General features: G+C 42.4%; 2 protein-coding genes. Both read right to left on the bottom strand.

Annotation, left to right across the window (positions count from 1 at the left end):
* Positions 1–1463 precede the first annotated feature (1463 nt).
* A complete protein-coding gene (locus BLQ17_RS22430) occupies positions 1464–1637 on the bottom strand; it encodes a PaaI family thioesterase (RefSeq protein ID WP_143005619.1) in 174 nt (57 codons plus the stop codon).
* Positions 1638–1831: 194 nt separating this feature from the next.
* Positions 1832–1944: ATP-binding protein (locus tag BLQ17_RS21970; RefSeq protein WP_176761356.1), on the bottom strand; the 113-nt coding region annotated here is incomplete at its 5' end.

The following is a 1944-nucleotide window of genomic DNA, read 5'->3' as shown; positions in this document are numbered from 1 at the left end:
ATGTTCCCCGCACCTGCGTGTCATTTAATGTGTATATCAAAGTTCTGATTATAATCAGTCAACGTAACATTTTTCTAATTGTGATCTGACTTGTCGGCACGACCCATCAGAGGCCGCTATACGAGATCGTGCAAAATGGTGCGGGTGGTCCCTGATACCTGGTAGAACAAGTAAAACAGTAGATCAAAAGGAAGCTTGTCAAGGAAGATCTGCGAACAGAACTGCGAGGGCGCAACGCGAAAGCCAGCGAGATCGTTGAGGCTGAAACCAACCGGGGCGTGGAGGTTGTCAAGTAGCACGGTTGGAAGGTTACCCACTGTCTGATACCGTATTCATTGTTCCCGGTCAATTATCGGTTCAGAAAGGTCAGAGGCAACGATATGTGAGTGCGCAATAGTATGTGTAAAAAAGGACATGTAAAAACAATCAAATAATGAGCTTATTGAGGTTGATGCACGAACGGATGCACGAGGTTGCAACGCGATCGATAAAGATATTGTCATACAGGACAGATGGGAATTGTGCGCAGTGAAGTGCGCAGTCAGACCCAAGGGCAAGAATATATCGATTCTTGTGTCCTCCGCTTTACTATAATACGTATTATATAGAAAAAAAGATTGTGAAATATACAAAGTGGTAGGCATATTCCCAATACGCGCAAAAAAACACTGCAAGTATACGGTAAAAAAATAAGGCAAGTAGCTTTTTTCTCGATGGCGTGGAGAGCATTTACAGGAGCAGTCAATACTAAAGGGTGGGGGAAACGCAAGAACCAATCCACAACGATAATAGAACGTGTTAAAACCATCATATTCGGTCGAACAGGAAAAACGAATACAAAAGTATGCGTTCGCGCCAAATTGCCCTGTATCGCTCCAGAATGGATTCAAGGACAAAGCTCAGCACTATCATCCAGAAAAAAGCGTCGTTATCTGTCCTTAGGACGATGAATAGGGTTGAATGAATGTGCCTGTCAAAGTCGTAAAAAATCTGGTATAATCACCTGAAAGGGACCATGTCTGGAGAGACATCCTTACCCTTGGTGTTGTTGGAAAAATAATAAAGAGAAAACAAGTTGCGACTACGATTGTGACTAAAAATTTCTGACACAACTGTATTAAGGGTGTAGTGTTTTGATATTATTTTTAAATATTTGTCTTGTTCGGCTCCGACCTCCGCACCAAGTAAATTCAAGGGCTTACGTCACATATGGCGTGAGCCCTTTTTTCATTTTTATGTCTTGGGTAGATGGTGGGTAGATGAAATTGAAGCATAAAGAGGAAAATATACTTAAGTATTTTGATGAATTTTCCAATCCAGTGACTTCTAATCCGTAGGTCAGAGGTTCGAATCCTCTCGGGCGTACCAATAAAAACAGCCACTTAGAGACTTTCCTTTGAGTGGCTGTTTTGCTTCCAGGACAGCTATAGGACAGTAAATGGTGTTGTTAACGTGAGAGCACGTTATTTTTTCCGGTAGACCATTCCACTAAACTTGGCGATCACTTCTCCTTCTTCATCTTTCACCAGAACATCATAAGCACCCAATCGATGCGGCTCATTAATCTCTTTGGCTTCGGCGTAGAGAGTGCCGTCAGATTTACTCTTCAAAAAAGAAATATTAGCATTTATTGTCAATCAGCATTCAAAATTGACCCCCTGTCAGCGTCCAAAAATGACCCCCAAAAAGTAAAAAGGGGGTTCCATTAATCCTGTTATTTTAAAGCTTTCATCTCAAGGTAGCCCCAATTGAGTTCTGGCGCGAGAATGGGCCCACCAAAATGCTCGTCGGAGCGGCAGAACTCAACTGGGGCGGATAGTAAATGATGAACTTATTTTCTATTTTTCAGCCGATAACTCTCATTGCCGGTTTCTACGATGTCGCAATGATGTGTCAAACGATCAAGTAGTGCAGTCGTCATCTTCGCATCCCCAAAAACCTGTG

The sequence above is a fragment of the Desulforhopalus singaporensis genome, assembly GCF_900104445.1.
Classification (GTDB): domain Bacteria; phylum Desulfobacterota; class Desulfobulbia; order Desulfobulbales; family Desulfocapsaceae; genus Desulforhopalus_A; species Desulforhopalus_A singaporensis.
This window is presented reverse-complemented; position numbering and strand designations above follow the sequence as displayed.